The 26,563-nt window shown below is 67.9% G+C and carries 24 protein-coding genes and 2 tRNA genes; 4 read left to right on the top strand and 22 right to left on the bottom strand.

Going from position 1 to position 26,563, the window contains the following annotated elements:
• Positions 1–201: 201 nt before the first annotated feature.
• The 13 genes from ACLM5J_RS10915 to glmS all read right to left on the bottom strand — a co-directional run bounded on the left by ACLM5J_RS10915 (position 202) and on the right by glmS (position 11,811).
• A tRNA-Glu gene (locus ACLM5J_RS10915) sits at positions 202–277 on the bottom strand.
• 34 nt (positions 278–311) lie between these two features.
• Positions 312–383: transfer RNA gene (locus ACLM5J_RS10920), tRNA-Gln, on the bottom strand.
• A 34-nt stretch (positions 384–417) separates the two neighbouring features.
• On the bottom strand, positions 418–1,437 hold the full coding sequence (locus ACLM5J_RS10925) for a CPBP family intramembrane glutamic endopeptidase (protein ID WP_413656441.1): 1,020 nt from the start codon (positions 1,435–1,437) through the stop codon (positions 418–420).
• On the bottom strand, positions 1,437–2,879 hold the full coding sequence (gltX, locus tag ACLM5J_RS10930) for a glutamate--tRNA ligase (protein ID WP_413656592.1): 1,443 nt from the start codon (positions 2,877–2,879) through the stop codon (positions 1,437–1,439). The genes ACLM5J_RS10925 and gltX overlap by 1 nt, the downstream gene beginning before the upstream one ends.
• Positions 2,880–2,920: 41 nt before the next feature.
• Positions 2,921–3,733 carry a fumarylacetoacetate hydrolase family protein gene (locus ACLM5J_RS10935; protein WP_413656442.1) on the bottom strand — a complete coding sequence of 271 codons (813 nt, stop codon included), beginning with the start codon at positions 3,731–3,733 and terminating at the stop codon, positions 2,921–2,923.
• A gap of 124 nt (positions 3,734–3,857) precedes the next feature.
• Complete coding sequence (tsaD, locus tag ACLM5J_RS10940) at positions 3,858–4,904, bottom strand: tRNA (adenosine(37)-N6)-threonylcarbamoyltransferase complex transferase subunit TsaD (protein ID WP_413656443.1); 1,047 nt, start codon at positions 4,902–4,904, stop codon at positions 3,858–3,860.
• Entirely contained in the window at positions 4,901–5,395 is a 495-nt protein-coding gene (locus ACLM5J_RS10945) for a GNAT family N-acetyltransferase (RefSeq protein ID WP_413656444.1), read from the bottom strand. Before ACLM5J_RS10945 ends, tsaD begins: the two co-directional genes overlap by 4 nt.
• Positions 5,392–6,039, bottom strand: coding sequence for a tRNA (adenosine(37)-N6)-threonylcarbamoyltransferase complex dimerization subunit type 1 TsaB (tsaB, locus tag ACLM5J_RS10950; protein ID WP_413656445.1), 648 nt, complete (start codon positions 6,037–6,039; stop codon positions 5,392–5,394). Before tsaB ends, ACLM5J_RS10945 begins: the two co-directional genes overlap by 4 nt.
• Before the next feature lie 3 nt (positions 6,040–6,042).
• Complete coding sequence (tsaE, locus tag ACLM5J_RS10955; RefSeq protein ID WP_413656446.1) at positions 6,043–6,963, bottom strand: tRNA (adenosine(37)-N6)-threonylcarbamoyltransferase complex ATPase subunit type 1 TsaE; 921 nt, start codon at positions 6,961–6,963, stop codon at positions 6,043–6,045.
• Complete coding sequence (alr, locus tag ACLM5J_RS10960; RefSeq protein WP_413656447.1) at positions 6,960–8,114, bottom strand: alanine racemase; 1,155 nt, start codon at positions 8,112–8,114, stop codon at positions 6,960–6,962. Before alr ends, tsaE begins: the two co-directional genes overlap by 4 nt.
• Positions 8,115–8,127: 13 nt before the next feature.
• Positions 8,128–9,549: an NAD(P)H-hydrate epimerase gene (locus ACLM5J_RS10965; RefSeq protein ID WP_413656448.1), complete on the bottom strand. Its 1,422-nt coding sequence runs from the start codon at positions 9,547–9,549 to the stop codon at positions 8,128–8,130.
• 53 nt (positions 9,550–9,602) lie between these two features.
• The gene (locus ACLM5J_RS10970; protein ID WP_413656449.1) at positions 9,603–9,962 is read right to left on the bottom strand and encodes a holo-ACP synthase; all 360 of its coding nucleotides are present in this window, start codon (positions 9,960–9,962) and stop codon (positions 9,603–9,605) included.
• A gap of 4 nt (positions 9,963–9,966) precedes the next feature.
• Positions 9,967–11,811 (bottom strand): glutamine--fructose-6-phosphate transaminase (isomerizing), encoded by a 1,845-nt coding sequence (glmS, locus tag ACLM5J_RS10975; protein WP_413656450.1) that lies wholly within the window; start codon positions 11,809–11,811, stop codon positions 9,967–9,969.
• Between the two features lie 67 nt (positions 11,812–11,878).
• Here glmS and coaA point away from each other — a divergent pair, with 67 nt between their 5' ends.
• Complete coding sequence (gene coaA, locus ACLM5J_RS10980; RefSeq protein WP_413656451.1) at positions 11,879–12,856, top strand: type I pantothenate kinase; 978 nt, start codon at positions 11,879–11,881, stop codon at positions 12,854–12,856.
• On the opposite strand, the gene ACLM5J_RS10985 is transcribed toward coaA, so the two are convergent.
• The 7 genes from ACLM5J_RS10985 to rplM all read right to left on the bottom strand — a co-directional run bounded on the left by ACLM5J_RS10985 (position 12,853) and on the right by rplM (position 18,763).
• Positions 12,853–13,611 carry a hypothetical protein gene (locus ACLM5J_RS10985; RefSeq protein ID WP_413656452.1) on the bottom strand — a complete coding sequence of 253 codons (759 nt, stop codon included), beginning with the start codon at positions 13,609–13,611 and terminating at the stop codon, positions 12,853–12,855. The two genes, coaA and ACLM5J_RS10985, sit on opposite strands and share 4 nt — an antisense overlap.
• Before the next feature lie 37 nt (positions 13,612–13,648).
• Complete coding sequence (locus tag ACLM5J_RS10990) at positions 13,649–13,831, bottom strand: hypothetical protein (RefSeq protein WP_413656453.1); 183 nt, start codon at positions 13,829–13,831, stop codon at positions 13,649–13,651.
• Between the two features lie 623 nt (positions 13,832–14,454).
• Positions 14,455–15,060, bottom strand: a complete 606-nt coding sequence (locus ACLM5J_RS10995) for a DUF6318 family protein (RefSeq protein WP_413656454.1) — start codon at positions 15,058–15,060, stop codon at positions 14,455–14,457.
• A 174-nt stretch (positions 15,061–15,234) separates the two neighbouring features.
• Positions 15,235–16,248, bottom strand: coding sequence for a GNAT family N-acetyltransferase (locus ACLM5J_RS11000; protein ID WP_413656455.1), 1,014 nt, complete (start codon positions 16,246–16,248; stop codon positions 15,235–15,237).
• 67 nt (positions 16,249–16,315) lie between these two features.
• Positions 16,316–17,665 carry a phosphoglucosamine mutase gene (gene glmM / locus ACLM5J_RS11005; protein ID WP_413656456.1) on the bottom strand — a complete coding sequence of 450 codons (1,350 nt, stop codon included), beginning with the start codon at positions 17,663–17,665 and terminating at the stop codon, positions 16,316–16,318.
• A 121-nt stretch (positions 17,666–17,786) separates the two neighbouring features.
• Positions 17,787–18,320, bottom strand: a complete 534-nt coding sequence (gene rpsI, locus ACLM5J_RS11010) for a 30S ribosomal protein S9 (RefSeq protein ID WP_413656593.1) — start codon at positions 18,318–18,320, stop codon at positions 17,787–17,789.
• Positions 18,320–18,763, bottom strand: a complete 444-nt coding sequence (gene rplM / locus ACLM5J_RS11015) for a 50S ribosomal protein L13 (RefSeq protein ID WP_413656457.1) — start codon at positions 18,761–18,763, stop codon at positions 18,320–18,322. The genes rpsI and rplM overlap by 1 nt, the downstream gene beginning before the upstream one ends.
• A gap of 315 nt (positions 18,764–19,078) precedes the next feature.
• On the opposite strand from rplM, the gene ACLM5J_RS11020 reads away from it, so the two are divergent.
• Positions 19,079–20,398 carry a citrate synthase gene (locus tag ACLM5J_RS11020; protein ID WP_413656458.1) on the top strand — a complete coding sequence of 440 codons (1,320 nt, stop codon included), beginning with the start codon at positions 19,079–19,081 and terminating at the stop codon, positions 20,396–20,398.
• 62 nt (positions 20,399–20,460) lie between these two features.
• On the opposite strand, the gene ACLM5J_RS11025 is transcribed toward ACLM5J_RS11020, so the two are convergent.
• Positions 20,461–22,035, bottom strand: a complete 1,575-nt coding sequence (locus ACLM5J_RS11025) for a long-chain-fatty-acid--CoA ligase (RefSeq protein WP_413656459.1) — start codon at positions 22,033–22,035, stop codon at positions 20,461–20,463.
• Positions 22,036–22,242: 207 nt separating this feature from the next.
• Between ACLM5J_RS11025 and ACLM5J_RS11030 the strand changes: the two genes are divergently transcribed.
• Positions 22,243–23,598 carry a S1C family serine protease gene (locus tag ACLM5J_RS11030; protein WP_413656460.1) on the top strand — a complete coding sequence of 452 codons (1,356 nt, stop codon included), beginning with the start codon at positions 22,243–22,245 and terminating at the stop codon, positions 23,596–23,598.
• A 209-nt stretch (positions 23,599–23,807) separates the two neighbouring features.
• Positions 23,808–24,752: a hypothetical protein gene (locus ACLM5J_RS11035; protein WP_413656461.1), complete on the top strand. Its 945-nt coding sequence runs from the start codon at positions 23,808–23,810 to the stop codon at positions 24,750–24,752.
• Between the two features lie 92 nt (positions 24,753–24,844).
• Here ACLM5J_RS11035 and ACLM5J_RS11040 read toward each other — a convergent pair whose 3' ends face one another.
• Positions 24,845–26,521, bottom strand: a complete 1,677-nt coding sequence (locus tag ACLM5J_RS11040) for an ABC-F family ATP-binding cassette domain-containing protein (RefSeq protein ID WP_413656462.1) — start codon at positions 26,519–26,521, stop codon at positions 24,845–24,847.
• Positions 26,522–26,563 lie beyond the last annotated feature (42 nt).

Here is a 26,563-nt window from a genome sequence, read left to right on the forward strand (position 1 = left end):
ACCCTCGCTACCGCCGTGAGAGGGCGACGTCCTAGGCCGCTAGACGACCGGGGCACGCTCCTACCGAGGCAGGAACGAGAAGAACTTTAGCAGGCAAGGCGGCCGCTACGCGAATCGAGGAATCGGCGAGCGGCTCCGGCGATCGCGGGCGGGGAGGCCTGAAATGCAACGAACTCCCCCAGTCACCTGAGGGAGTTCGGCTGGTACCCCGGAAGGGATTTGAACCCTCGCTACCGCCGTGAGAGGGCGACGTCCTAGGCCGCTAGACGACCGGGGCATGAACATGGAACCTCCGAAGAGGAACCTATTCGCTGGGATACAAGGACTCGAACCTTGACTAACTGAACCAGAATCAGTCGTGCTGCCAATTACACCATATCCCAAGGTGTTTCAGCCCTCGCGGGCCGAGACGAAACATTACACTCGCCCACCCCTGGCTACCAAAACGCCCCTCCCACTTCGGGATTCCAGGCCCATTCGCTTCGCCAACCAGAGCGCCAACGCGAGGTAGACGAGCGACTGGGTGAGGGTGACCGGGATGCTCCACCAACTGCCGCCGGTGGGAGTCAGCACGGTGTCCATCTCACCGAAGACGAGCGCCAGGGTGAAGGCGAACCAGTTGTTCAACACGTGCATGGCGATCGCCGCCTCCAGTCCACCGGTGCGGACCACCAGGATGCCGGCGACCACGCCGAATGCGAACCGGTCGAAGAAGATCGGCCAGTCCTGGCTGAGGCCGTGCATCAGCGCGAAGATGAACGCCGGCCCCAGAACCGCGACCCAGGTCGCCAACTGCTCACGTCGCTGCGGGAAGAGGCCACCGAAGGCCTGGGTCAGGTAGCCCCGGAAGGCGTACTCCTCCCCCGCGGCCTGGATCGGGACGAGGAACGCGATCACCACCAGGAACCAGAGGCTGGTGGTGGTGAACGGCGCCAACGTGGAGCCGACCTCCCCTGCGGTCTCCGCGGGGAGCAACGCACTGACCAGCAAGGTCGCGAGCAGGGCGACGACGGCCAACCCCGTGCAGGCGAAGAGGTAGCGCCAACGCAGGCGCGGCGCCACCGAACTCAGGGTGCCGGGTCGAAGTCCGTGCAGCATCCGCTGCGCGGCGAACGCCAGCGGGATCAGGACAGCCAACGACAGCGCCAGGTAGGCCAACCCGAGCGGGGTCAACTTCTCCAGCGTCAGGACGTCCTCGAACCGCTCCATCGGGTCGTCGACCCCGGTGGCGAAGAGGTAGACCAGGTGCCCGACGCCGATCAGCAACGAGAGGATCAGGCCCGCGGTCAGCCAGGTCGAACCGAGGAAGAGCACGCCGAGTGGAGCGCGCCATCCGCCGCGCGGGCCGGCCCGATGGAGCTGGTGATAGGCCAGCCCCGAACCGGCGACCGGTTCGGGGCTGGGTACGGCCTCAGCGGCCGGGTACGGAGTGACCATCAGGCCAGGACGTCCCGGAGCCGGGTCAGCGAACGTTCCTTGCCGAGCAGCTCCATCGACTCGAAGAGCGGCGGCGAGACCTTCCGTCCGCTGATCGCGACGCGGACCGGGCCGAAGGCGTTGCGCGGCTTGAGACCGAGCTCCTCGACCAGCTTGGCGCGCAGCGCCTCCTCGATGGCGGCGGTCGACCAGGTGGTCAACGCCTCCAGGCCCTCCAGGGCGGCCCGGACGACGGCGAGGCCGTCCTCGTTGAGCACCTTGGCGACGTCCGCCTCGTCGCGGACGAAGGTGGCCTCGTCGGCGAAGAGGAAGGCGAGCATGTCAACGGACTCGGTCAGCTTGTTCATCCGCTCGGAGACCAACGGCATGGCCAGCTCGAGGAGCTTGGCGTCGGCGTCGGAGACCGGGTCGGTGACCACGCCGGCACCCTTAAGGAACGGCAGCACCCGGTGGGTGAGGTCGTCGAGGGTGAGCATCCGCATGTGGTCGGCGTTGATCGCTTCGGCCTTCTTCAGGTCGAAGCGGGCCGGGTTCGGGTTCACGTCGGCGAGGTCGAACTTCTCGACCATCTCTTCGAGGGTGAAGACGTCGCGGTCGGCCGCGATCGCCCAACCGAGCAGAGCCAGGTAGTTGAGCAGCCCCTCGGGCAGGAAGCCCTGGTCGCGGTAGAGCGCCATGTGGGCCTGCGGGTCGCGCTTGGAGAGCTTCTTGTTGCCCTCACCCATCACGTAGGGCAGGTGGCCGAACTCCGGCGTCTCGGTGGCGACACCGATCGCCTTGAGCGCGTCGAAGAGCGCGATCTGACGCGGGGTGCTGGAGAGGAGGTCCTCGCCGCGCAGGACGTGGGTGATCTCCATGGTGGCGTCGTCGACCGGCGCGGTCAGGGTGTAGAGCGGGTCGCCGTTGGCGCGGCAGAGCGCGAAGTCGGGGACGAACTCCGTCTTGAAGGAGATCTCTCCGCGGACCAGGTCGTTGAAGCTGATCTCGCCGTCGGGCATCCTGAACCGGACGACCGGCTTGCGACCCTCCGCCTCGAAGGCGGCGCGCTGCTCGTCGCTGAGCTCGCGGCAGAAGCCGTCGTAGCCCATCACCTTGGAGCCGGCTGCCTTACGGCGGTCGGTGGCCTCCTCGGTGGTGCAGTAGCAGTCGTAGGTGTAGGAGGAGTTGCGCAGCTTCGTCAGCACGTCGACGTAGATGTCGGTGCGCTCACTCTGCTTGTAGGGGCCGAACGGGCCACCGACGACGACGCCCTCGTCCCACTTGAGACCGAGCCACCCCATCAGGTCGATCAGCGAGTCGTAGGACTCCTGGGTGTTGCGCTCCTTGTCGGTGTCCTCGATCCGGAAGACGAAGGTGCCACCGTGGCGCCGCGCGAACGCCCAGTTGTAGAGCGCGGTGCGCGCCAGACCGACGTGCGGGCTACCGGTCGGCGAGGGCGCCATCCGGACCCGGACCGGACGGTCGGAGTTGCTCACTGCTGCGTTCACTTTCGCTGGGCCACCTTGTTCGTAAGAGTTCCAATGCCGGCGATCGAGACTTCCACCTCGTCGCCGACGTTCATCGGGCCGACACCCTCAGGGGTGCCGGTGAGGATGACGTCTCCGGGAAGGAGGGTCATCACGCTGCTGACGTGCGCCACCAGGGTCGGGATGTCGAAGACCATATCGGCGGTGGACCCGTCCTGGACGAGGTCGCCGTTGAGGTACGTCTGTACCTTGATGCCGTCGGTGAAGGTCTGCGGGTCGAGGTCGGTCTCGATCCACGGCCCGAGCGGACAGAAGGTATCGAAGCTCTTGGACCGGGTGAACTGCACGTCCTTGCGCTGCAGGTCCCGGGCGGTGACGTCGTTGGCGATCGTGTAACCGTGGATCACGTCGGTGGCCTGCTCGGGCGGGACGTCGCGGCAGATCCGGCCGATCACCACGGCGAGCTCGCCCTCGTAGTGCACCTCGTTGGACTGACGCGGGTAGACGATGTCGTCGCCGGGGCCGACCACGGAGGTGTTCGGCTTGATGAACATCAACGGCTCGTCAGGAACGGCGCTGTCCATCTCCGCCGCGTGGGCGGCGTAGTTCTTGCCGATCGCCACCACCTTGCTGCGAGGCAGGACCGGGGCCAGCAGGCGGACGTCGTCCAGCTTGTACTCCTGATCCAGGAGCTTGATGCCGACATAGAGCGGGTCGCCGGCCAAACCGACGATCATCGCGTCGTCACCGGGCTGACCGTACTCGTCGAGTTCGCCGGTCAGGACGCCGTACAGGGGCTCTTCGCCGAGGGTAAATCTGCAGATACGCACGGAGTCGAGCCTATCTGCCCGGGCCGCAGGACGGCAGCGCGGCGGGCACCAGTCGGCGGTATCGGGAGTTCTGGGACCGTCCGCCCGCTCGGACCGCCCATCGCAGGGCGGAGGACCGAAGCGCTCAGACGAGGACCGTGGTCACCGGCTGCGAGGAGTCCGCCGGCAGGTCCAGCGCGGACGGCGTCCGTCCACGGGCCACCATCTCGGAGCCGAGAGCCGCGACCATCGCGCCGTTGTCGGTGCACAGCCCGGGACGCGGGACCCGGACCCGGATCCCCAGCTCGGCGGCACGGGACTCGGCCATCACCCGGAGCCGGGAGTTCGCCGCGACGCCACCGCCGAGCAGCAGGTCCTCGATCCCTTCCGAGCGGGCCGCATCCAGCGCCTTGCGGACCAGGACGTCGCAGACCGCCTCCTGGAAGGACGCCGCCACATCGGCGACCGGCACCGATTCGCCGGAGCGCTCCCGGGCCTCGACCCAGCGGGCGACCGCGGTCTTGAGGCCGGAGAAGGAGAAGTCGAAGCGGTGCCGCTCCAGGTCGCGCTTCGCGGTCAGGCCCCGCGGGAAGTCGATCGCGATCGAGTTGCCCGAGGCCGCCGTCCGGTCAATGTGCGGACCACCGGGGAACGGGAGCCCGAGCAGCCGGGCCACCTTGTCGAACGCCTCCCCCGCGGCGTCGTCGATGGTCGCCCCCATCGGATCCACGCCGAGCGTGATGTCACTGACCTTCAGCAACGACGAGTGCCCACCGCTGACCAGCATCGCGATACAGGGTTCGGGCAGTGCGCCGTGCTGGAGTTGGTCGACGGCCACATGCGCAGCAAGGTGGTTGACGCCGTAGATCGGCTTGCCCAGGCCGAGGGCCAACGCCTTCGCCGCCGCCACGCCGACCAGCAGCGCACCCGCCAGACCCGGACCAGCAGTGACCGCGACGGCGTCGATGTCCTGCAACGAGATCCCGGCCTTCTCGCAGGCCCGATCGATGGTCGGCACCATCGCCTCGAGGTGCGCGCGCGAAGCGACCTCCGGCACCACGCCGCCGAAACGGGCGTGCTCCTCGACGCTGCTCGCGACCTCGTCGACCAGCAGGGTGTGACCGCGGACGATACCGACGCCGGTCTCATCGCAGGAGGTCTCGATCCCCAATACCAACGGCTCGTTGCTCATCCGGCACTCCCCTCGCTCGACGGTGCGGCGGCACGCATCAGGATCAACGCGTCCGACCCGTCGCGGTAGTAACGGGGACGCAGATCGATCTGCGTGAACCCCAACGTCTGGTAGAAGGCGACCGCGCCGTGGTTGTCGGAGGAGACCTCCAACAACATCCGCTCGGCACCGTCACCGCGAGCAGCGGCGAGAGCCTCAAGGACGAGTCGCCGGGCCACGCCGCCGCGGCGGAAACGCGGGTCCACCACGATCCGGATCAGGTCCGCGACGTCGCCGAGCACCATCGTGGCGATCACCGCCACGATCTGCTCATCGGCCCTGTCAGAGGCGGTCTCGGTGTGGGCGACGACGATCCGGCGGTTGGCGCCGGTGATCTCGTTCTCCCACCCGGCGGCGTCCCACCGGTCCGCCTCGAAGCCGGTCGCGTCGAGGGCAGCCAGCCCCACCGCGTCGGCAACCGTCGCTTCGCGCAGTGCGATCACGGCGCTCACAGCACCTTCTTCGGCTGGTGCGCCGCCACCGCGTCGGGGCGCCGCAGGTAGAGCGGTTCCGGGTCGAGAAGCTCGGCACGCTCGCCGGCGACGACCCGGCCCAGCCAGCCGGCGGACGGCCGCTGTGGGCCTACGCCCGCACCCAACAGGTCCGCGTACAGTCCAGCGCCCTCGCCCACGATCGGGGTGCCGGCGGCGAGTCGGGCAGCGAGGTCGGCAGGCCGCTCGACCTCGGGCCCCGCCGTCCGAACCCCGTCGCTGTAGGCGGCCCAATAGACCTCCTTGCGGCGGGCATCGGTGGCGACCACGAAGTCTCCGTCGACCACGCCGCTGTCCCAGGCCTCGACGGCCAGGACATCGAGTGAGCAGATGCCGTAGACCGGCAACTCCAACACGAAGCCCAGGGTCCGCGCAGTGACCAGCCCGACGCGTAGACCGGTGAACGGACCGGGGCCGGTGCCGACCGCGATCGCGGTCAGGTCGAAGCGGTCGATCTGCGCATCGGCCAGCACCTGCTCGATCAGCGGCGCCAGCAGTTCGCCGTGCTTCATCACGCGGTCGGAGACCCGTTCGGCGACCACGACATCGCCGTCGGTGATCGCGGCGGTGACCTGGGGGGACGAGGTGTCGAAAGCGAGCAGCACGATTCAGAGATTACCGAGGTCGTTGGCGCACCAGCGCGCGCCGATGGGTTGCAGGATCATTTCGCGTGGGTCGTCCTCGGAGACATCGTCGCCCACACCGCGAACGATGGTGATCTCCAGCCGGTTGTCGGCCAGCCCTTCGGCGAGCCCCTCCCCCCACTCGACGACGGTGACCGCCTCGTCGAGGGAGGTGTCGAGGTCGAGGTCGTCGAGTTCGTCGATGCCGCCGAGCCGGTAGGCGTCCACATGGACCAGCGCCGGGCCGGCACCGTTCGGCGGATGGACCCGGGCGATCACGAAGGTGGGCGAGGTGACCTCACCGCGGACGTCGAGACCGACCCCTATCCCCCGGGTGAACGTCGTCTTGCCGGCGCCGAGACCACCGGTCAACAGAACCAGGTCTCCAGCCTTGAGCTGGCTCGCCAACCGGCGGCCGAGGTCGTGCGCGGCATCCGCGGTCGGAACCGGGATCCGGATCTCGAAGAGCCTGACCATCTCCACCAGGACGCCTTCGGTGCGGCAGGTGACGAAGCCGTGGTGATCCCAGAAGGCCAACGACTTGGGGAGTTCGACGCGCGCATAGACCCGCATCCCGGCATGCCCGCGGCTCCGCGCCGCCGCGGCCGCAGCCGCCACCAGCGCCCCTGCCACACCGTGCCCTTGGGCTCCCGGAACCACACCGAACCGGCGGACCAGCAACAGCGGTTCATTCCCCGGGCCGAAGAGCAGGCAACCGACCGGATCACCGTCGAGACGCGCCACCAGACCGCCGTTGGCGGCCAACGCCTCGCGGAGCGACTCCTCGGTCTCGTGGAGTGCATCGGCGGGCGGGTCCAACGGCGGGCGCGAAGAGAACGCGGCCTGCACCACGGCATGGACGACGGCCGCGTCGGCACCGCCGACGGGTTCGATCGACAACGTCACTGCGCGTCCTCGCTGTCCACGTGCACCCGGGTGAAGCGGCCACCGATGCGAGTGACGATCTCATAGCTGATGGTGCCGCAGGCGTCAGCCCAGTCCTGGGCGGTCACCCTCCCGTCGGCACCGGTTCCGAAGAGTTCTACCTCGTCGCCGGGGTCGGCCTCGCCGTCGCCCAACTCGATCACGAACTGGTCCATGCAGACGACTCCGCGGATCGGGCGACGGGCACCCGCGGCCCACACCTCGGCGCGGTTGCCCGCTGCCCGCGGGATCCCCTCCCCGTAGCCGGCCGGAACGAGACCGACGCGGGTGGCCCGAGGCGCGATCCAGGTGTGCCCGTAGGAGACACCCGCACCTGCGTCGATCTCCTTGACCATCGCCAGCTTGGCCCGCACCGTCATGGCCGGGATCAGCCCGAGGTCGGTGCGGCGGCCGGGTGCGGGATCGATCCCGTAGCTGGCCAGGCCGAACCGGACCATGTCGAAATGCGCGTCGGGGCGCAGCAGCGCGCCCGCGCTGTTGCAGATGTGCCGCCACTGCGGCGTGAGGCCTGCCGCCTCAGCGATCTCGAGCGCCTCTTTGAAGACTCCGAGCTGGGCGTCGTTGGCGGGGTGCTCCGGCTCGTCGCTGGCCGCGAAGTGGGACCAGACGCCGGTGATCGCTACGGCACCGGTCCGTTCCAGGGCGGCGGCATGCGTGCACAGCGCGGCCCAGTCGCGCAGGTGTGCCCCGCCGCGGCTCAGGCCGGTGTCGATCTTGAGGTGGACCCGCGGCTGCACACCGATCTCGGCACCGGCGGCGATGATCCCGTCGAGCTGGCTCACCGTGTATCCGGCCACCTCGACCCCCGCCGCAAGCACAGGCTGGTACTCCTCACCGGGCACCGCGAGCCACGCGAAGAGGGGGCCAACGTCGCCGCTGGCACGCAACGCCAGCGCCTCGTCGAGGGTCGCCACCCCGAGCCAGTCGGATCCGGCAGCACGCGCAGCACGCGCGACCTCGACCATGCCGTGGCCATAGGCGTCTGCCTTCACCACCGTCATAGTGGCCGGAGTAGTCGCTGCCGACACCAGGTCACGTAGCCGACGCACGTTGTGCCGGATCGCGGCGAGGTCGACGACGATCTCCGCACGTCGTGCAGGCGTCGAGCTCATAACGGCCATTCTTTCAGGCCCGCTCCGCCCCCGGGTGCAGCAGGTCACCGATGGTGGGCCGGAGTGTCGCGGCCACCACGCTGGCGGTGAGTGGTCCGTCGGCCGCCGCACGGGTCGCGGCGGCGCCGTGCAACCAGGCTCCGACGCCGGCTGCCTCCCACGGCATCAACCCTGCGGCGAGCAGGGTGCCGATCACGCCGGCCAGCACATCGCCGGCGCCTGCCGTCCCCAGCCACGGCACCCCGGTGGTGTTGATCAGCACCTCACCGCTCGGGTCGGCGATCACCGTGCGCGGGCCCTTAAGGAGCACCACCGCGCCGAACCGCGACGCCGCCTCGCGGGCATGGTGCAACTGCGCCTCCTCGACCTCGCCCCGATCGACATCGAGCATCCGGGCCAGTTCCCCGGCGTGAGGCGTCAACACCGCCGGCACCTCGAGCGGCGCGGTCACGAAGGCCAGGGCGTCGGCGTCGACCACCAACGGGACCCGGTCGGCCAGGCAGGCGGTCAGCGCAGCCTCGGCGTCCGCTCCGCTGCCCGGGCCGACCACCCAGGCCTGCACCCGGCCGCCACCGACGACCTCGGGATGGCGGGTACGGACGGCGTCCACCGCCGCTCCGTCGTAGCGGAGCATCCCGGCCAGCCCCTGGTTGGCACCGTCCATGCAGAGCAGGGCCGCGCCCGGGTAGGTGGCGGAGCCGGCACGGACGCCGAGCACCCCCCGGGTGTACTTGTGGCTGTGTGCGCCGGGCCGCGGCAGGAGTCGGGCGACGTCGTCGCGCTGGAGCGTTCGGATCGCACTGGGCGGCAGGTCGAGGCCGATGTCGACCAGGTGCACAGCGCCGCAGGCTGCCGCGGCCGGAGCGACCAGGTGCGCGACCTTGTAGGTACCGAAGGTGACGGTGAGGTCGGCCCAGACATGGGCCCCAGGCAGCTGCCCGGTGTCGACCTCCACTCCGCTCGGCACGTCGACCGCGACCATCGGCACGCCGGCGTAACGCGCCAGCGCCCGCTGCGCGTTCTCCGCGAGCCCCGGCCGCCCGCCGATCCCGACGATGCCGTCCACCACCACGTCCGCCGAACCGTCACTCACACGGCGCGAACCGTCGCCTATCTGCGCCGAACCGTCACTCGTTGTGCCACCCGCCGCCCGTAGCGCCGCCAGACCAGCCGGATGCACCCGTTCGGCCAGGAGCTCGGCATGCACCCGAGCGCCACGGCGCGCCAGGTGGGCTCCCGCCCACAACGCGTCGCCACCGTTGTCACCGGAACCGACCAGCAGCACCACCCGGCGCCCGTAGATTCCACCGAGGAAATCGATGATCGCGTGGCTCAGGCCGACGGCTGCGCGCTGCATCAGCACGCCGTCAGGCAGGCTGGCCAGCAGGGTGGATTCAGCGTCGCGGACCTGGGCCACGGTGTGTGCATGACGCATGGCGCGAGCCTACTCAGCCTGCGCCCTCAGGCACCCCGACCCGCGCAACACGGCTAGCCCAGTTCACCTTCCAGAACGACATAGGCGGCAGCCATCCCGCCGTCGTGGGTGAGCGAGAGGTGCACCGTGCAGACGCCGAGCGAGTCAGCGACCTGCAACACCGAACCACGGATCTCGAACCGCGGCCGTCCGCTCTCCTCCTTGATCACCTCGGCGTCATGCCATGCCATCCCGGGAGGTGCGCCCAGCGCCTTCGCCAGTGCCTCCTTGGCGGCGAAACGAGCCGCCAGGGAGAGCAGCGGGAGGTGCCGTTCGGCGTCGGTGAACAGCTTCTCCCGCAACGCCGGGGTGCGCGTGATCGAGGCTTCGAAACGGTCGACGGCGACCACGTCGATCCCCACACCGACGATCATCGGTTCACTCGACGGTGACGGACTTGGCCAGGTTGCGGGGTTGGTCGACGTCGTGGCCCATCAGGGTGGCGAGCTCACAGGCGAACAACTGCAACGGCACGGTCGCGACCAGGGGCTGCAGCAGGACGGGGACCTGCGGCAACTCGATCAACTCGTCGGCGTAGTCGGCCACCGAGTCGTCGCCAGCTTCTGCGAGCACGATCGTCCGCGCACCCCGGGCCCGGATCTCCTGGATCGCCGAGATCATCTTGTCGTGCAACTGGTCGCGCCCGCGCGGCGGAACCACGCAGAAGACCGGAAGCCCCGGCTCGATCAGCGCGATCGGGCCGTGCTTGAGCTCACCGGCAGCGAACCCCTCGGCGTGGATGTAGGCGAGCTCCTTGAGCTTGAGTGCTCCTTCCATCGCCACCGGGTAACCGGCGTGCCGCCCGAGGAAGAGGACGACCTTGGCGTCGAGGAGGTCCTGCGCCAGGTTGTAGACCTGCTGGGCGCCGTCGAGGACCTGCTGGACCTGGGCCGGAACCTTGTCCAGGTCGCGGACCACGGAGGCGATCTCGTCGCCGAACTTGGTGCCACGCAACTGCGCCAGGTAGAGACCGAGCAGGTAGCAGGCGACCATCTGGGTGAGGAAGCCCTTGGTGGAGGCGACCCCGATCTCCGGACCGGCGTGGGTGTAGATCACGGCGTCGGACTCACGCGGGATGGTGGCACCGTTGGTGTTGCAGATCGCCAGCACCTTCGCCCGCTGGGCCCGTGCGTGCCGGATCGCCATCAGGGTGTCGGCGGTCTCGCCGGATTGGCTGATCGCGACCACCAGCGTGTTGCGGGTCAGGATCGGGTCGCGGTAGCGGAACTCATGGGCGAGCTCGACCTCCACCGGGATCCGGGTCCAGTGCTCGATGGCGTACTTCGCGACCTGGCCGGCGTAAGCCGCCGTGCCGCAGCCGACCACGATGATCCGGTCGATGTCACGCAACGCTTCGTCGTCGATGCGGACCTCGTCGAGCATCAGCTGACCACGCTCGGTGTGCCGGCCGAGCAGAGCAGCAGCGATCGACTCCGGCTGCTCGAAGATCTCCTTGCGCATGAACCAGTCGTGGCCGTCCTTCTCGGCGGCAGCGAGGTCCCAGTCGACGTGGTACTCCTTGCCCTGGGCCGGGTTGCCGTCGAAGTCACTCACCTCGACGCCGTCACGGGTGATGGTGACGACCTGGTCCTGGCCGAGCTCCAGAGCGTTGCGGGTGTGCTCGATGAAGGCGGCGACGTCGGAGCCGAGGAAGTTCTCGCCGTCGCCGAGACCGACGACGAGGGGCGAGTTGCGGCGCGCGGCGACCACCCGGTCCGGGTCGTTGGCGTCGACCGCGACCAGGGTGAAGGCGCCTTCCAGACGCCGACAGACGGCGCCCATCGCAGCGGTGAGGTTCTTGCCGGCGTCGAGCTCACGCTCCAATAGATGCGCGGCGATCTCGGTGTCCGTCTCCGACAACAGGTCGGCGCCCGAGTTCTCCAGCTCACGACGGAGCTCCGAGAAGTTCTCGATGATCCCGTTGTGCACCAGCGCAGCCCGCCGGGCACCGCCCAGGTGCGGGTGGGCGTTGGCGTCGTTCGGGGCGCCATGCGTCGCCCAGCGGGTGTGCCCGATGCCGACGGTGGAGCCCGGCAGCGGGTTCTCGGCGATCGCCTTCTCCAGGTTCGCCAGCTTGCCAGCGCGCTTGTCGGTGGCGATCGCTCCGTCACAGACCAGCGCCACGCCAGCCGAGTCGTAACCCCGGTATTCGAGGCGTCGCAACCCTTCGATCACGACGTCCTGAGCACTCTTGGCCCCTACGTATCCAACGATCCCGCACATTGTGCCGACTCCCTCTTCTTACGGACCCCGCCAAGAAGCGGTAACAGCGACTGCAAGAATACCGGGCATGTCGTACTCGACCGGTGCAGAGACCCGCGAGGCGGCACGGGAAACCTCGCCGTATGTCGAGTTGGACCGTGCAGCTTGGGCGGCTCTCGCCGAACACACCGAGCAACCGCTGAGTGCCACCGAGGTGGAACGCATCCGCGGACTCGGTGAAGAACTCGATCTCGACGAGATCCAGCAGGTGTATCTGCCGCTCTCGAAACTGCTCAGCATGTACGTCGAGTCGGCCGGTGAGCTGCACCGGAAACAGGAGGCGTTCCTGGAGCGCCCCCATCCCCCGCGCACCCCGTTCGTGATCGGGATCGCCGGTTCGGTGGCCGTCGGCAAGTCGACGACGGCACGTGTTCTGCGCGAACTGCTGGCGCACTGGCCCCAGCACCCGTCGGTGGCGTTGGTGACGACGGACGGCTTCCTCTTCCCCAACGCCGAGCTGGAGCGTCGCGGTCTCCTCGGCCGCAAAGGGTTCCCGGAGTCGTACGACCGCCGTGCCCTGCTCCGCTTCGTGGTCGACATCAAGTCGGGCAAGGACGAGGTCGAGGCGCCTACTTACTCACACCTGAGTTACGACGTGATCCCCGAGTCGCCCGTCACCGTGAAGCGGCCCGACATCGTGATCGTGGAGGGGCTCAACGTCCTGCAGCCGGCGCGGGTCCGCGAAGACGGTCGCGCGGGCCTCGCGGTCAGCGACTACTTCGACTTCAGCATCTACGTCGACGCCGCCACCAGTGACATCAAGCGGTGGTACACCGAGCGTTTCCTCCGGCTCCGCGAAACGGCGTTCCGCGACCCGGCGTCGTACTTCACCAAGTACGCCGCACTGACCGAGGACGAAGCGGTCGATGAAGCCGGTCGGATCTGGGAGACCATCAACGGCCCCAACCTGATCGAGAACGTGCTGCCTACCCGCTCCCGCGCGACGTTGGTGCTCCGCAAGGACCGGGACCACTCGGTCCGGTACGTGCGGTTGCGCAAGCTCTAGTCGGGCGCCCTCAGCGAGGCCGCGATGCCGGCCCAGACCCGGTCGCCGACTGCGCGCTCGGAGAGCAGGTAACGGCTCTGGATCAGGCTGACCGCGCCCTCGTCGGTGGCGATCGTGGTGGCCGCGAGCTCCGCCTGGTCCGCGAGGCAGGGGCCGTTGAAGACGGTCAGGTCGACGCGCACCCGGCTCCGAACAGCTGCCGTGCCGTCGTTGAGGGTGACCGGGGTGCTCTCGATGCTGGTGAGCGGCGCGTCGACGCCGTCCGCGTTGCGTGCCACCGTCCGCACCCAGGTCTCGACGGCGCTGGTCGAGGCGGCCTCGAGGTCAGTGCCTGGAACCGGGTCGGCAAGCACCGTCCAGGCGGCGGGAACCTCGGTGCCCGCGCCGTTGCGGCAGTTGTTGCCGAAGTAGTAGGACGGCGCGTGCCCACGGGCCACGGTGACACCAGCGTCGTCGGTGGCCACCAGTTCGGTGCTCGTGCTCTTCACCGTCCAGGAGAGCGGCACCCGGTAGCTGGCGGGCTTGCCCTCCCCTGTGGCGGTCCCGCTCTGGATCGCCCAGTTCACGTAGTAGTCGGCGTCGAAGGTCCCGACGAAGGGGTTCGTCCCGAGTTCGACCTTCGCTGCGCCCGGCTCGGAGGTGGCAGGCGCCTCGGTGGCCTGCACCACGCCTGCCGCAACGCCGGCGCCGACGGTGACCGCGACGCTGAGGATGGCGAAAGCGCGCACCGTCCCCCGCAGCCCCGAACTTGCCATACCCACAGCCTAGTGGGGGTGGGCAGTCAGGAGACGGTCAGCGGCCAGGGGCGACCAGGACGGGCTCCGCCTCGACCACCTCCACCCGCACCGGCTGACCCGCCATCGGCACCACACCCTCCACCGCGCGCCACCGACCGCCCTCCACCCGAAACCGCGCCCCGTACGACACCACCACCCGCGGACGCACCACCCCCACCCGCAGATACCGATGGGACACGTACCTCGACCACACGCGCCCCGGACGAAACCCCACCCCCGGACCCTCGGACACCTGCATCGACCCATCCCCATGTCGCCACGTGAACAACCGCGCCACGATGTCCAGCTCCACCCGCCGACCCACCACCACGACGCTGCGCCGCATCCGCGGGGCCCGCGTCCAGAAGATCGACTCCAACCCGACCAACGTTCGCCCACCCACCGGCTGAACCATCAACACCGGACGCGGCAACCCCACCCGCCGCAACGCCCGCAACACAAGCCCCTGGGTCACCCGCCCTGGCGCGACCGGCGGCGCGGAGGCGCCCGGCATACAGCCGCCGATCGAGAGACCATCCGGGGTGACGCCGCCGACCAACTGTGCGCCTGCGGCGAGACCGCAGTCGGGTACGGGGGTGCAGGCGGTTTGGTTGGTGGCACAGGCGGGGGCGGAGGTGGTCGCCGAAGACGAGCCGGTCGGGTCTGAGCCGCCCGGCGCCGTAGGGACTTGGCTTCCCGGAGCTTCCTTGGTGATCTCTGCGATGAACGATGAGTCAGCTGGGCTGACATTCCCATCGGCAGCCGCCGAGGTCGCCAACATCAATAGGCTCAACATTCCCACCAGAACCTGCACGGAACACCTCATCGGCGCACCTCCCAACGCAAGATCTGCCAGCCCCCAGGCAGGTGGGAAGTCACCGCGGTGAGACGGGTTCGCCGACTAGCGGACTGTCCCTTCTTCGAACCGTCGGAGGCATCGATGCGCTGGGCCGAAGTCTCCAGAACAAAACGCACTTCATATTGAGACTCCCGCCCCAGACGCCTTGGGGCATCAACGCCTCGGACCCGGTGTTCACCGCCGGTTATCGTCCAACCCTTCTTGAGTACCTTCTCAATCCATCGCACGCCCCGCTGGCACTCCCCGCACCTTGCATCGGTGGCCTCCCGCAACGGCTCCAGGTCCCCCGTCCGCTGCGCGTAGTTCACCAACGCGAAGTAGTACCGAACGAACGCCTGAGCGCCGACTGCGTCACCGGTCGCCATCGCCGCGGGCGCCACCGGCACCTGTTCGACCGCGGGCAGCACCGACCCACCCGGAGTCGGTTCGACCGTGGGATCGAGGGTCGTCGAACGCACCGCCCCCGCCTGCCCGTCGCCGTCGCTACCGCCGTCGGAACATCCGACCAGCCCCGCACCCACCACCACAACGAGCGCGAGCAGGACACCCCACCTACGTAACAGCACCATCGCTGAACCTTCCCGAGAATCGGCTCCCAAGCCAGACGCTGAAACCGAGAGTAAACAGCGGAAGCCGCCTCGTGAAGTCCTACGAGAGATTCTGTGAATAAGTGGCCGACAATTCACGCGGAACGATCAACGGAAAGAAAGTTGCATATGCAGAACAATCGCCGACTCGCGGCGTCAGAGCTCCTTTTGAAACTCGCCCATCCGCGCCACAGGCTCATAACCAAGCGCCTCGTTGACCGCCACCATGTGGGCATTGACCGATGCATTCCAGGTGTAGATCCGCTCGACCCCGAGCCCAGCCGCCTGAACCGCCGCCAGGTTCCGCGCCTTCAATGCCACTCCGAGTCGTGCACCGCGGGCACTGCCCGCCACCAACGTCCCCCACTGATAGGCGCGCATCGGGTCGAGCGAGGAGACCATCAGCTCGGTGTAGCCGACCAGCCGATCATCGGCATCGAAGGCCACCGTCGCCCATCGGGTCCGCCCCTGCCTGGCGAGCAGCGCTTCGCGGATCCGAAAGATCTCCACGTCGCTGGTCTCGTTCTCCAGCGCGAGATCACCCGTCGGCGCCTCGGTGTTCAGCGTTGCCGCCAACTCCGCGTAACCGGAGACCCAATCGTCAGGTACCCGACCATGGAAACTCTCCACGCGATACTGCCGGTGCGCAGGGGCCGCCGCCTCGATCAGCCCGGCCAGGACGTCGTCGGCCACCGGTAGCCGCTGCACCCGCTGAACGTCGCCGATCCCGAGCTGATAGCCACGGTCCGTGGCGAACCGAACATCAGCCGATCCGGTGCCCTGCACCGAGAGTTCGTAGTCGAAGACGACCTCGGTCAACATTCGTCGGCGCCCGAGGCCGCGCGCCTGCTGTTCCACATGGTCGGTCAGCGCCGTACCGACGCCCTCACCGCGGCGGTCCGGTCGGGTGTAGACCTTCGCCCAGGCGAGTTCGGGGTTGTCCAACTCATAGACCTCCAACTCGCCGGCGCCGACCAGTTCGCCGTCCGCCAGGGCGCCGTAGAGCCAGGTCCGCTGCGAAGGGTCAGCCGTCTGCTTGGCCGCCCGGATCTCCTCCAGCAGCCAGTCGTTGCTGTGTTCGCCTCGTCCAGCCTGCTCAGCGGCGGCGTAGACGGCATGCCAAGCGTCCAGGCGGCCCCGATCGAACGGGTCGATCTCCACAATCTCCACGACGGCAGGTTACGCACCGAGGCGGGCGCGAAGCTACGGAGTTTCGCCCCGCAGCCACGCCGGGGACTCAGCCCAGGGAGAGCCGTTCACTGACGACGGAGGCCAACTGCTCGGCGACGTTCTGGGCCTGCTCCGCGGAGGCGGCCTCCACCATCACCCGGACCAGCGGTTCGGTGCCCGAGGGGCGCAACAACACCCGTCCACTGTCGCCCAACTCAGCCTCCGCCTCACCGACCGCGGCCAACAGGCCTTCATCGGTCTCGGCGCGGGCCTTGTCGACGCCACGAACGTTGATCAGCACCTGCGGCATCCGCGTCATCACCGCGGCAAGCTCCTTGAGCGACTTGCCGGTGGTGGCCATCCGCTCGAGCAGGTGGAGCGCCGTCAGGACGCCGTCACCGGTGGTCGCGTAGTCACTCATGATCACGTGGCCGGACTGTTCGCCACCGAGGTTGTGGCCACGCTCGCGCATCGCCTCCAACACATACCGGTCGCCGACCTTCGTCTGCTCGACCGTGATCGAGGCAGCGCGCATTGCCTGCACGAAACCGAGGTTGCTCATCACCGTGGCGACCACCGTGTCGTGGGCCAGACGGCCGCTGTCCTTCAGCGAACCGGCCAGGATCGCCAGGATCTGATCTCCGTCGACGACGGTGCCCTCGGCGTCGACCGCCAGGCAACGGTCAGCGTCACCGTCGAAAGCGAAGCCGACGGCGGCACCGTCCTTGAGGACCGCAGCCTGCAGATCCTCCAAGTGGGTCGACCCGCACTGGTCGTTGATGTTGAGCCCATCGGGCTGGGCGTGGATGGCAGTGACGTCAGCACCGGCTCCGCTCACTGCGCGGGGGCCGACCTCACTGGCGGCTCCTTCAGCGCAGTCGAGCACCACGCGAATGCCGGCAAGCGGCTTCGTGGTGGTGCCGATCAGGTGCTCGACGTATTCGTCGACCGCGGTCTCATGGATGTGCACCCGGCCGACGTCGCCGCCGACGGGCCGCTCCCACGGCTCGCCGAGCCGCGTCTCGATCGCGTCCTCGATCTGGTCGTCCAACTTGTTCCCGCCACGGGCGAGGAACTTGATGCCGTTGTCCGGCATCGCGTTGTGCGAGGCGCTGATCATCACGCCGAGGTCGGCGCCGAGGGTGCCGGTCAGATAGGCGACACCCGGCGTCGGCAGCACACCAAGAAGGGCCACATCGACCCCGGCGGACAGCAGGCCCGCAACCACCGCGGATTCCAGGAACTGCCCCGAGATCCGGGTGTCCCTGCCAACGACAGCCAGCGGGCGATGGCCGGCGAACTCGCCACGATCGGCGAGTACATGGGCCGCAGCAACAGAAAGGTCCAGGGCTAGCTCAGCGGTGAGGACACCGTTGGCGAGACCCCGGACCCCATCGGTGCCGAAAACTCTTGTCATACCTTCAAACTCCTGGGGCGCGTGCCGGACTGCCGTAGAAGGCGAAGCCGCGAGAGCGACCTTCGCGCGGAGCCGGCCCCCGGGCAGTAAGGATGCCCAGGGACCGACACGCGTTCCAGAATCAGCGCTTGCTGAACTGCGGAGCCTTGCGAGCCTTCTTGAGACCAGCCTTCTTGCGCTCGATGACGCGGGCGTCACGAGTAAGCAGGCCGGCCTTCTTCAGGCCCGGACGGTTCGCCTCGACGTCAACGTCGTTCAGCGCACGAGCAACGCCCAGGCGCAGCGCGCCGGCCTGGCCGGTGATGCCGCCGCCGTGGATGCGGGCGATGACGTCGAAACGACCCTCGACCTGCGCCACGACGAAGGGCTCGTTGACAACCTGCTGGTGCAGCTTGTTCGGGAAGTAGGAGTCCAGGTCGCGGCCGTTCAGGGTCCACTTACCCGTACCCGGGACGATCCGCACACGGGCCACGGCCTCCTTGCGACGACCGGTGGCCGCAGCAGGAGCGATGGTGGCGGGACGCAGCGGTGCGTCTGCAGCCGGAGCGCTCTCCGAGCTGTAGGCGACGCCGTCTTCGCTGACCTCGTAGGTCTCTTCGACCTCGGTCACGTTCTCGTTCGACTCAGTCACGATTTCCTCTGATCCTTCTACGATTACTGGGAGATCTGCTTGATCTCGAACGGCGTGGCCTTCTGGGCCGTGTGCGGGTGCTCAGGGCCCGAGTAGACCTTGAGCTTCTTCAGCATCTGACGGCCGAGGCGGTTCTTGGGCAGCATGCCCCAGACAGCCTTCTCGATGGCCTTGCGCGCGTCCTTCTCCAGGATCTCGCCGATCGGAGTGGCGGTCAGACCACCCGGGTAACCCGAGTGGCGGTAGGCCAGCTTGGTGACCTTCTTGTTACCGGAGAGCGCAACCTTGTCGGCGTTGACGATGATGACGAAGTCACCGGCGTCAACGTGGGGAGCGAAGATCGGCTTGTGCTTGCCGCGAAGCAGGTTCGCGGTCTGCACGGCCAAACGGCCGAGCACGATGTCTTGGGCGTCGATGACGTACCAGTCGCGCTGGATGTCACCGGGCTTGGGGCTGTACGTACGCAACGTCTTCTAGCCTCATTCTCGTTCGTTGGACCCGGACAGGAAATCCCTGCCGGGGGGTGGTTCTACGTCTTCTGACGAACACTGCCCGGAACCTGCCCGAAGGCAGCCAGGTCTGCACCAGTTCGGATCACCGAGGCGATCCAACTCATGGCGCGGCAGGAGACGCGACTAGCGAGTCTACGGCGAGCCTGAGAAGCAGGTCAAAACGACCCGCTTTCGCATCTCCCCGGTCACTCCCATAGGTTGAGCACTGACACACGCGAGTCAACAGAACTCTCTGAGAGTCCACAACACTCCAAGCAGACAGGAGCCGACGTGACCGACGTATCGGCCGCCGCTGCCGGTCAGGCAGCCTCCCTGACCGTTCGGGACAACCGGACGGGCACCGAGTACGAAGTCCCCATCGTCGACGGAACCATCAAGGCCGCCGACCTGGGCAAGATCCGCACCGCCGACGACGAGCCGGGTCTGGCCGTCTACGACCCCGGTTTCGTGAATACGGCTTCGTGCCGCAGCGCGGTGACCTACATCGACGGCGAGAAGGGCATCCTCGAATACCGCGGATACCCGATCGAGCAGTTGGCTGAGAAGTCCAACTTCCTCGAGGTGGCCTACCTGCTCATCCACGGCGCTCTGCCCACCAAGGCCGAGTACGACGCCTGGGTGCACGAGATCACCTACCACACCTTCGTTCACGAGAACGTCAAGGGCTTCATGCACGGCTTCCGCTATGACGCACACCCGATGGGCATGCTGATGGCGTCGGTCGGCGCGCTCTCGACCTTCTACCCCGACGCGGGCAATGTCGACGACGCCGCCAACCGTCACATGCAGATCGTTCGGATGATCGCCAAGATGCCCACGCTGGGCGCCTGGGCCTTCCGCCACGCGCAGGGCAAGCCGTTCATCTACCCGGACAACGAGCTCAGCTACACCGAGAACTTCCTCTCGATGCTGTTCCGGATGAGCGAGCAGAAGTTCGCCGCCGACCCGCGTCTGGCCAAGGCCCTCGACGTGCTGCTGATCCTGCACGCCGACCACGAGCAGAACTGCTCGACCAACGCGGTCCGCTCGGTCGGCTCCTCGCAGGTCGACCCGTACTCCGCCGTCGCCGCAGGTATCGGCGCGCTCTACGGCCCGCTGCACGGCGGTGCCAACGAGGCCGTGCTCCGGATGCTCAAGCGGATCGGCACCAAGGAGAACATCCCCGCGTTCATCGAGGGTGTGAAGAACGGCAACGAGAAGCTGATGGGCTTCGGCCACCGGGTCTACAAGAACTACGACCCGCGCGCCAAGCTGATCAAGAAGGCCTGCGACGACGTCTTCGAGGTCACCGGGGTCAACCCGCTGCTCGAGATCGCCCAGGAGCTGGAGAAGATCGCTCTCGAGGACGAGTACTTCGTCAAGCGTCGTCTCTACCCCAACGTGGACTTCTACTCGGGTCTGATCTACGAGGCCCTGCAGTTCCCGCCGGAGATGTTCACCGTCCTGTTCGCGATCGGCCGTACGCCCGGCTGGCTCGCACAGTGGAACGAACTGATCCAGGACAAGGAGCAGAAGATCGCTCGTCCGAAGCAGATCTACACCGGCGACCGCACGCTGACGTTCGTGCCCGCCGAGGAGCGTTGGGCCTGACCCGACCTCGTCAACGCAGAAGGCCGTCACCCTATCGGTGACGGCCTTTCGCGTTCTTCGACTCAGACGATCGCGGAGTCCCGGCTCTCCCAGTGTGGACGGCGCAGCTCGCGCTTGAGGATCTTGCCGCTCGGGTTGCGTGGCAGCAGATCGAGGACGTCGACGGTGCGCGGCGCCTTGAAGTGGGCCAGCCGTTCGCGCGCGAAGTCGATCAGTTCCTGCTCGCTCGCCGACATCTCCGGCTTCAGCGCCACCACGGCCTTCACCGCCTCACCCCAACGGTCGTCAGGGACGCCGATCACCGCGACCTCAAGAACCGCCGGGTGCTCGGCCAGGACCCGCTCCACCTCCGGCGAATAGATATTCTCGCCGCCCGAGATGATCATGTCCTTGATCCGGTCGTGGACGTAGACGAAACCGCCCTCGTCGACCTTGCCGATGTCGCCGGTCCGGAACCAGCCGCCGTCGACGATCGCCTTCGCGGTCTCCTCAGGGCGGTTCAGGAACCCCTTCATCAGCTGCGGGGTGCGCAACCAGATCTCGCCCTCCTCCCCCACCGCGACGTCGTCCTGCGTCGCCGGGTTGACGATCCGCACCTCCACACCTGGGATCGGGATACCTGCCGAGAGCAGCCGTTCTGGGTGTTCGGCGTCACGGTGGTGTTCGGGCATGAGGTGGGTCGCGACGCCGGCCACCTCGGTCAGGCCGTAGACCTGGATGAAGTCCGTGTCGGGCCAGGCCGCCATCGCCGCCCGGAGCAACGGCGGCGGCATCGGCGCAGCACCATAGGTGTAGGTCTTGAGCGCGCCGAACAGCTTGACGGCGTCCGGCCCGGCTTGCAGCACCTGCGCCAACACCGCCGGCACCAGGAAGGTGCGGTTGGCTCCGGCCAGGATGGCGCCGGCCAACGATGCGCCGTCCGGGTCCCGTGTCATGACGCTGGGGATGCCGTCGTGGATCCCGAACATCACATACGACGAGCCGCCGACATGGAAGAGCGGCATCGCCACCATCGATTTGTCACCGGGCTCGAATCCCCAACCGTCGTGGGCGTTGATGGTGTGCGCGACCATCGCCGCCTGGGTCAACATGATCCCCTTGGGGCGACCGGTGGTGCCCGAGGAGTACATGATCAGGCAGACGTCGTCGGTACTGACATCGGTGCCACGATCGACCGGCTTCTGCTCGGCCAGCCAGGCTTCATACTCGTCGCCGTCCGTGCCCTCGGGGGTGACCACGATGATCCGCTCGACGTTGGTCAACCGGTCCTTGATCGCCTCGATCGTCGGCATCAACTCCTCGCCGACGAAGAGCACGGTGGCGCCCGAGTCGTTGACTGCGAAGTCGACCTCATCGCCGGCCGAGCGCCAGTTGACGATGGCGTTGGCAGCGCCCAGGCTCGCGGCCGCGTAGCTCACCTCGACACAGGCCGGATGGTTCTTGTCCAGGAAGGCCACCACGCCGCCGCGACCGATCCCCAGACCCTGGAGACCTCCCGCCGCTCGCCGGACCCGGTCGTTCCACTCCGCCCAACTCCAACTGCGGCTCAGGTAGGTCATCGCCTCGGCGTCGGGGGTCTGCTCCGCCCACCAAGCCAATCGATCGTCGACAAAGACATGCTGCGGTGCTTGCGTCACGTGCTTCCTTCCGGTTGCCATCCAGCTCGCTGCGTGCCGCCGATTGTGACCCAGCTCACGAACCGGGGCAAGGGGGGTCTACACCCCATCCGGCTGGCACGCTCCCTGCGGAGCAGTGGTTCGAGCGACACCGAGCTGAACCAACTCTTGGCCTTTCCCTCGCTTCTTCATAGGGAGCTCACAGCCAGGTCACGCAACGTAGATGTCATGACCGACCAGACGCCGCAGGACCCCAGCCAGAACCTCCCCGACGACACCACCCCGTTCGGAGCTGCCGCCGCCCCGAGCGACTGGTCGACGTCGAATCCGCAACCGCCTCGGGCGCCGCAGCCGCACCCGCAGGCCCCAGCCGGCGCGCCCGCAGCCGGATTCCCGCAGCCCACCGCGCCCTACCGCGGCCACGAGTACCGCGGCCACACCCAGCCCCAGCCGCCGGTGCCGCCGGCCCTGGTGAAGCCGAAGCGTCGCGCCCGGGCCGGAGCGGCCGGTCTTCTTGTCGGCGCCCTGCTCGTGGGCGGTGGCGCCGGGGTGGCCAGCGCGGCGGTGTGGACGTCGAACCACGATTCGTCGTCGAACGCCTCGGTGCAGCACTCCTCGGTGGTGGACACCGGCGTCACCAAGGCCGTTGACGGGAGCGTCCAGTCGGTCGCCAACAAGGTGTTGCCGTCGGTCGTACAGATCGAGGTGGTCGGCCAGCAGGGCAGCGGATCGGGATCAGGCATCATCCTGAGCTCCGACGGTCAGATCCTGACCAACGACCACGTCGTCGAGCTCGCCGGCAACGGCGGGAAGGTGACGGTCGCCTTCAGCGACGGCACCCGAGCCCGCGCCACCGTGGTCGGCACCGACCCACTGACCGACCTGGCCGTGATCAAGGCTGAGGGCGCCTCCGGGCTGACTCCGGCCAGCCTCGGCAAGTCGGGAAACATCGCCGTCGGCCAGAACGTCGTCGCGATCGGCTCACCCTACGGACTCGACGCGACGGTGACCTCCGGCATCGTCAGCGCCTTGAACCGGCCCGTCGAAGTGGCTCAGGACCAGCAGGGCAACGCGACCGCCTACGCCGCGATCCAGACCGACGCCGCGATCAACCCCGGCAACTCCGGCGGCCCGCTGGTGGACATGAACGGCAACGTGATCGGGATCAACGCCTCGATCCAGACCAGCAACAGCGGCGGCTTCAACCAGACCAGCCAAGGCGGTTCGATCGGCCTCGGCTTCGCGATCCCGATCGACGCCGCGTTGCCGATCGTCGAGCAGATCCAGGCCGGTGAGACGCCGACCCATGCCCGGCTCGGAATCACCGTCTCCGACGTTCGTACCGATGACACCGGAGCCACCGGCGCCGAGATCAAGGAAGCGACCTCCGGGAACGCGGCACAGGAGGCCGGCCTGAAGGCGGGCGACGTGATCACCAAGATCGACGACCACCAGGTGACCGGCTCCGAGGCTCTGATCGCCACCGTCCGCGGCTACCGCCCCGGCGACAAGGTCCAGATCACCTACATCCGCAACGGCACCGCCAAGACCACCACCCTGACCCTCGGCTCCGACGCCCCCTAACCCCGAACCGTCAGGCAGACGCGCCGAACCGTCAGTTAAATGGGCCGCCCCGTCAGTTAGACCGGTCGAACCGTCAGGCAGATGGGCCGACCAGTCTTTTCCCGCGCTGAGGATGCCCGAACTCATCCACATCCCACCGATACGTCGTTCTGTCCACGCCGACCTTTCTTGTGAGCACTAGACCGCCCACGTGGGGAAGGTCGGCGGGCATGACGATTCCAACCCAGGTGTTCCTGTCAAAAGACGCATCCTCTCTTGGCCTGACACCTCACAAGCTCTCAGTCCTCCTCAAAACAGGCGCTCTACGCCGTCCCTTCAAAGGCGTCTACTGCCCCAGCGCGACGCCCGATACGATCGAACTACGCGCCCAGTGCGCCGCCCTGGTTCTGCCGCAGCACGCCGTCCTGTGCGATCGCTCAGCTGCGTGGTTACACGGGGTCGACTGTCTCCGCGTGTTCGAGACCGTGGCACTACCGCAGCTTGAAGTCGTAGCAATTCAAGGCGCGGGGCGCACCCGCATGACCGGAATCTACGGCGGGGAACGCGATCTGAGACCCGACGAAGTGATGCGTATCGGCGGCGTCCCGGTCACGACCCCGGTTCGAACCGCTATCGACCTGGCCTGCCTCCGAGGGGCGGGCCTCGCACTCGCCGCTGTTGAAGGACTGATGCGGATGTGCGGCGTGACCCAAAGCGATCTACGTCGTCAACTCGCCCGCCATCACGGACGGCGGGGCGTCGTGCAGGCACGGCGCCTGGTGAACGTGGCCTCGCCATTGTCCGAATCTCCAGGCGAATCCCTCACCAAGTGGTTCCTGATTGAGGCAGGTTTCCCGATCCCGGAGCAGCAGATTCAAGTCCCCCTCGAAGGATGGGGAAACTGTCGGCTCGATCTCGGATATCGCGAGCTGAGGATAGCCATTGAGTACGACGGTGTGCTGTACCACGGCGATCGCCAGGCTAAGCACGACGAGGGTCGACGGCGCGCACTACAAGAGGCCGGCTGGGTGGTGATCGTCGTGCGCAAAGATGACCTGATGGCTGGTCCCGCCCAAACACTTTGGCTTGAGGAAGTCGGCATGTCGTTCAGCGAACGAGCTCCTCGCTTTCGTCGCCGCTTCCCGCCCAAGACCCGATCTGGCGCGTACAACTGACGGTTCGGTGCCTATGCCTGACGGTTCGGCGCGTACAACTGACGGTTCGGCGCGTACAACTGACGGTTCGGCGCGTATGCCTGCCGGTTCGGCTAGCGGGGGCGGGCGACGCGGGTCTCGTCCCAGACGGGTTCGTCGGACTCGTAGACCGAGCCGTCGGAGCCGTAGACCAGGAAGCGGTCGAAGCCGCGGGCGAACCAGCGGTCGTGGGTGACGGCGAGCACGGTGCCCTCGAAAGCGGCGAGCCCCTCCTCCAACGCCTCTGCGGACTGCACGTCCAGGTTGTCGGTCGGCTCGTCGAGCAGCAGCAGCGTGGCACCGGAGAGCTCCAGGAGCAGCACCTGGAACCGGGCCTGCTGGCCACCGGAGAGCGAGTCGAAACGCTGCTCGGCGGCGTGCGCCAGCTCGTAGCGGTCCAACGTCCGCGACGCCTGCTCGCGTGCCATCCCCGCCCGATGCGCATCACCGCGGTGCAGGATCTCCACCAGGGTCCGTCCGACCAGCTCGGGGTGCGCGTGGGTCTGGACGAACCACCCCGGTCGCACCCGCGCCCCCAGCCGCGCGACGCCGCGGTGCGCGACCGGCGCGATCTCACCCTCGCCGACCGGCAGGTGCTCCTTCTCCGGCGAGGTGCCGCCCGCGGCGAGCAGCCGCAGGAAGTGCGACTTGCCGGAGCCGTTCGAGCCCAGCACCGCGACCCGCTCGCCGTACCAGACCTCCAGGTCGAACGGCTTCATCAGACCGGTGAGCTCCAACCCCTCGCAGACCACCGCGCGCTTGCCGGTACGACCACCTGCCAGTCGCATCGTGACCTGCTGCTCACGCGGCTGCTCCGTCGGCGGGCCGACCTCCTCGAACTTCCGCAGCCGGGTCTGGGCCGCCCGGTACTGACTCGACATCCCGTCGTTGTACTCGGACTTGATCTTGAGCCGGAGCACCAGCGCTTTGAGCTTCGCATGCTCCTCGTCCCACCGCCGGCGCAGCTCCTCGAAACGGGCGAACCGGTCCCGGCGCGCCTCGTGGTAGGAAGCGAAGCCACCGGGATGGGTCCACACCCGGTTCCCGGCGCTGCCCAGCTCGACGGTCACCACCCGGGTCGCCGTCGCGTTCAGCAACTCCCGGTCGTGGCTGATGTAGAGGATCGTCTTCGGCGACTCCTGGATCCGTGCCTCGAGCCACTGCTTGCCGGGCACGTCCAGGAAGTTGTCCGGCTCATCGAGCAGGAGCACCTGATCGGGGCCACGCAGCAGATACTCCAGTACCAACCGCTTCTGCTCGCCGCCGCTCAACGTCTTCAGGTCGCGATGCTTGACCCGGTCGAAGCCGACGCCGAGCGCCGCCATCGTGCAGACGTCCCAGGTCACCTCGAGGTCGTAGCCGCCCGCGTCGGCGTACTCGGCCAACGCCGTCGCGTAGCGCATCTGGGTGGCCTCGTCCTCGTCCTCCATCAGGGCCAGTTCGCAGGCGTCGACCTCGGCAGCGGCGGTCCGTACCCGGGCCGGCGCCACCGCAAGGAGCAGTTCGGCGACCGTGGCGGCGGCGTCACCGACCATCTGCCGCATCACGCCGAGCCCACCGGACTGGGTGACGACGCCGGCATGCGGAGTCAGCTCCCCCATCACGATCCGTAGCAACGTCGTCTTGCCCGCACCGTTGGCCCCGACCAGCGCCACCTTCGCGCCGTCGCCGACCCGGAACGAGACGTCGTCGAGCAGTACTCGGCCGTCTGGCAGTTCGTACCGGACGCCGGCAACCTCGATATGTCCCACAACTCAAGATTGTGCGCGCTCACCCCTGCGCAATGCACATCC

This window comes from Nocardioides sp. Bht2 (assembly GCF_047308515.1).
GTDB lineage: Bacteria > Actinomycetota > Actinomycetes > Propionibacteriales > Nocardioidaceae > Nocardioides.

Bases quoted from the DNA above. Each gene is read 5' to 3' on its own strand.
- ACLM5J_RS10925 (WP_413656441.1), bottom strand. From the start codon at position 1,437: ATGGTCACTCCGTACCCGGCCGCTGAGGCCGTACCCAGCCCCGAACCG.
- gltX (WP_413656592.1), bottom strand. From the start codon at position 2,879: ATGGCGCCCTCGCCGACCGGTAGCCCGCACGTCGGTCTGGCGCGCACC.
- tsaD (WP_413656443.1), bottom strand. From the start codon at position 4,904: ATGAGCAACGAGCCGTTGGTATTGGGGATCGAGACCTCCTGCGATGAG.
- alr (WP_413656447.1), bottom strand. From the start codon at position 8,114: ATGAGCTCGACGCCTGCACGACGTGCGGAGATCGTCGTCGACCTCGCC.
- ACLM5J_RS10965 (WP_413656448.1), bottom strand. From the start codon at position 9,549: ATGCGTCATGCACACACCGTGGCCCAGGTCCGCGACGCTGAATCCACC.
- ACLM5J_RS10970 (WP_413656449.1), bottom strand. From the start codon at position 9,962: ATGATCGTCGGTGTGGGGATCGACGTGGTCGCCGTCGACCGTTTCGAA.
- glmS (WP_413656450.1), bottom strand. From the start codon at position 11,811: ATGTGCGGGATCGTTGGATACGTAGGGGCCAAGAGTGCTCAGGACGTC.
- coaA (WP_413656451.1), top strand. From the start codon at position 11,879: ATGTCGTACTCGACCGGTGCAGAGACCCGCGAGGCGGCACGGGAAACC.
- ACLM5J_RS10985 (WP_413656452.1), bottom strand. From the start codon at position 13,611: ATGGCAAGTTCGGGGCTGCGGGGGACGGTGCGCGCTTTCGCCATCCTC.
- ACLM5J_RS10995 (WP_413656454.1), bottom strand. From the start codon at position 15,060: ATGGTGCTGTTACGTAGGTGGGGTGTCCTGCTCGCGCTCGTTGTGGTG.
- glmM (WP_413656456.1), bottom strand. From the start codon at position 17,665: ATGACAAGAGTTTTCGGCACCGATGGGGTCCGGGGTCTCGCCAACGGT.
- ACLM5J_RS11030 (WP_413656460.1), top strand. From the start codon at position 22,243: ATGACCGACCAGACGCCGCAGGACCCCAGCCAGAACCTCCCCGACGAC.
- ACLM5J_RS11035 (WP_413656461.1), top strand. From the start codon at position 23,808: ATGACGATTCCAACCCAGGTGTTCCTGTCAAAAGACGCATCCTCTCTT.